The 2776-nt window shown below is 51.9% G+C and carries 5 protein-coding genes; 1 reads left to right on the top strand and 4 read right to left on the bottom strand.

Translation table 11 applies throughout. The features are described from left to right. Positions 1–241 (top strand): thermonuclease family protein (locus ACOSYY_RS02420; protein ID WP_421660678.1); only part of this gene is annotated, 241 nt, incomplete at its 5' end. A 955-nt stretch (positions 242–1196) separates the two neighbouring features. Here the strand turns inward: ACOSYY_RS02420 and ACOSYY_RS02415 are convergent. The 4 genes from ACOSYY_RS02415 to ACOSYY_RS02400 form a co-directional block, all read right to left on the bottom strand. Further along, positions 1197–1619: a hypothetical protein gene (locus ACOSYY_RS02415; protein ID WP_421660677.1), complete on the bottom strand. Its 423-nt coding sequence runs from the start codon at positions 1617–1619 to the stop codon at positions 1197–1199. A gap of 3 nt (positions 1620–1622) precedes the next feature. After that, entirely contained in the window at positions 1623–1925 is a 303-nt protein-coding gene (locus tag ACOSYY_RS02410) for a hypothetical protein (protein ID WP_421660676.1), read from the bottom strand. 86 nt (positions 1926–2011) lie between these two features. Continuing rightward, positions 2012–2359, bottom strand: coding sequence for a 4Fe-4S dicluster domain-containing protein (locus ACOSYY_RS02405; protein ID WP_421660675.1), 348 nt, complete (start codon positions 2357–2359; stop codon positions 2012–2014). 160 nt (positions 2360–2519) lie between these two features. Continuing rightward, positions 2520–2776, bottom strand: a 257-nt coding sequence (locus ACOSYY_RS02400; RefSeq protein ID WP_421660674.1) for a hypothetical protein, incomplete at its 5' end; no start/stop codon positions are given.

Here is a 2776-nt window from a genome sequence, read left to right as displayed (position 1 = left end):
AGACCTGAAGCGGGATCGTCAGGGTCGGATGATCGCCGACATCCTCCTGCCGGACGGGCGACAGATCGCCCATGAGCTGATCAAAGAGGGGCTCGCCTGGGTGCAACCGGGCTGGTCCGGCGATCAATCCTTGAAAGATATGGAAGAACTGGCCAGAGCCGCTGGGACGGGCCTGTGGGCTGAGTCTAATCCCGTCCCGCCCTGGAAATGGAAATCCTCGAAGCCTGCTCGTCACCGCTAGGGCTATTTCACATTCACCCAGTGAACCTATGTACCGATAACTCGGGTCATGGTGTGCCTGCGCGCTACCCATTGGAGCGCAAACCGCGACAAAGGGTTTGACGAAACAATTTTTTCAGGAGGTATTGGCATGAAAAATTCGACATTTTCATACTTCGCACTCAGCTGAATTCCCACTACCGGACCAGTAGAGAGAGAACCTATGAGCGAGCCGAAGCTCCCAAAGCCGTCCAATAAGAGAACATCCACAAATAATAGCGTTCTACTGTGGTACGCGCTGCCCTAGTTATCTCCCTAACTACGAGGGATGAGTCTTGTATATTAATGCCCCAATTCATACTCCCCATCTTCTGTGGATAACCTTGTGAACAAGTTGCTGGATTCAGTAACAATAAGGCGGATGGCGTGCGTATTTATCGAATCGCCTATTTTTTAGGCATCCGTCTCCTCCTGGAAGTACCCCAAGTAATAGTGGTTTTGAGAGAAGCTCCTTCTTTTCTTGCATATTCCTAGGAAAATTTCCCTTGCATGATCCAATCATCCCTGCTAGCGCTCTTACCATTGCCACCATTCGGATCACTATCCACAGGTTTAAGATTTTTCTGGGGATGGGCCATCCCAATCTGAAGAACGAGGTTTCATCTCTGTCAAGGGCTTAGAGGAAAAAAGACGGCTCCATCAAACCAGGGCCGAATGACCGATTCAGGTCCATCGTATACCTAGGAACGTTGGATGAGTCTGAGGTATCGGGAGATGTGCTCGGGGGCAAGAGGAAACACCATGTGTTTCTGGCCAATTTGGCGGATCTCTAGATGGACCGGCGGTTCATGTGGCGGCCGATGTCGCTGGAATTGACACAAGATTTAAAGGGGGTTGGATACCCTTTTCTGTATCCCTATGCCTTTGTCTCCGCCGCGAGTTTGCCGAACGATGCAGACCGTACGAGATCTGAAAGGTTATGACAGGGGACCCTCTGGCGACACGCCCACGAAGTAGAGGTGCTTCTCTCCGGTGAGATGCTGCGGCTGGACGATGTAGTCGCCTGTCATCGAGGGGAACCAGATAGACTTTGCCACCTCCATGTCTCCCCCTGTTATCGCCCACGCGAAGCCGCCCACAATGCCTCCCCCGATCGCATAAGCCATTTTCGCGGCACCATAAGGGACGGTGAGAGCCCAGCAGGCTGCTTGCAGTCCGGCTGCCGCGGGGCTGGCTAGATTCGATGGGTTGGATGCGCTCGATTGCGATGGACTCGTCTCGGATATGTCTTCCCCATGTGCCAATACCGACTCTCCTGTCACGACCAGTAATGTACAGAAGGTAGCCGCAACAAGAAGCATCCGCACCGCCTGTACCCGTAAGAAGCGATTTGTGCTCATGGCTTATGATTCGCCTTTGGGAGGCTCCTCGCTCTGTTTAAGCCAGAGTTCGAGAAGTCTTGTCTCGCGCTCAGACTGGGAAATGCGTTCCAAAGCGAACGCGCCCGTCAAGCGATCCTCATAAAAAGCACGTTGCTTGGCGTATGTTTTCTTAAAAGCTTCCCGCTTAAGAGTTTTCCAATTCGCATCGGATATTCCAGCCTGAGAGCGCAATAGGTTGATCTCGATGGCTTGGAATGCAAAGACTTTGGCTAAAACCTTAATGACTGTGGCATTTGTGAGGAATCTCGGACCCTTATCAGCCATAACTAACCGTTTCCGCTAGGCCAAGGCATAACACTCTCCCGGCAGAATTTTCAGCATTCTAAGGTCGGAGCCGCGAAGGAGAACGATCAGTTCCGCACGCCGCTCCAAACTTTCGCCGGATCGATAGGCTTGTCAGGATTGAGTGTCTTCGCTTTTTCCAGCAGGACATCCGTCCCCTCCGGATACGCCGGATCAGAAATACAGCAATTATCGACCGGACAGACTGCCGCACATTGAGGTTCGTCAAAATGGCCGACGCACTCCGTACAGCGGTCATGAGTGATCACATAAATATTGTCCCCCACTCCCTGGCCGTCGCCCACATGATTTCCCTTCGTCTCCGCGTCGCTGCGTGTTTCGAAGATGGCCTCATTCGGACATTCCGGTAGGCAGGCGCCACAATTGATGCATTCATCGGTAATCAGCAGTGCCATGATCTGGCCTCCTTATTCTCTAAGTTGTAGTAGGGCGCCTCATGTCCTCTTCATCCATTCCCGCAACGCACCCTTAATGAGAATCCTTTGAGTTTCAAGGAATGTCATCGCAAAAGCGTACTCATGACTCCATTCACCCTAGACCCAATGAATATGGCAGTCAAGCTGTATGATCGCGCGTTTTCAATAGATCAACAGGAGACGCATGTTGCACCTTTGTAAGCGCTCCTGTCAATGCGGCGGTTCGAAAGGAGAACATTTGGAAGAGGAAGTGGGGCCGCATCTTCAAATGTTCAGAGTTTATGGGCAGTCCGCTTTGTCGAAAAGCCATCACGTCTGACTGGGTGGTCAAAGTGGACGTGGCAAGAAGCGACATGCCGCTGAATTCAGGTCGAGCAATATTTAATGGGTTAGAGC

The sequence above is a fragment of the Nitrospira sp. BLG_2 genome (assembly GCF_049222245.1).
The sequence above is the reverse complement of the archived record's forward strand: the minus strand, read 5'-3'. Positions and strand labels throughout refer to the sequence as shown.

What these genes read in the sequence shown, in the direction of transcription:
- ACOSYY_RS02415 (WP_421660677.1), bottom strand. Translation starts at nt 1,619, where the DNA reads ATGAGCACAAATCGCTTCTTACGGGTACAGGCGGTGCGGATGCTTCTT.
- ACOSYY_RS02410 (WP_421660676.1), bottom strand. Translation starts at nt 1,925, where the DNA reads ATGGCTGATAAGGGTCCGAGATTCCTCACAAATGCCACAGTCATTAAG.
- ACOSYY_RS02405 (WP_421660675.1), bottom strand. Translation starts at nt 2,359, where the DNA reads ATGGCACTGCTGATTACCGATGAATGCATCAATTGTGGCGCCTGCCTA.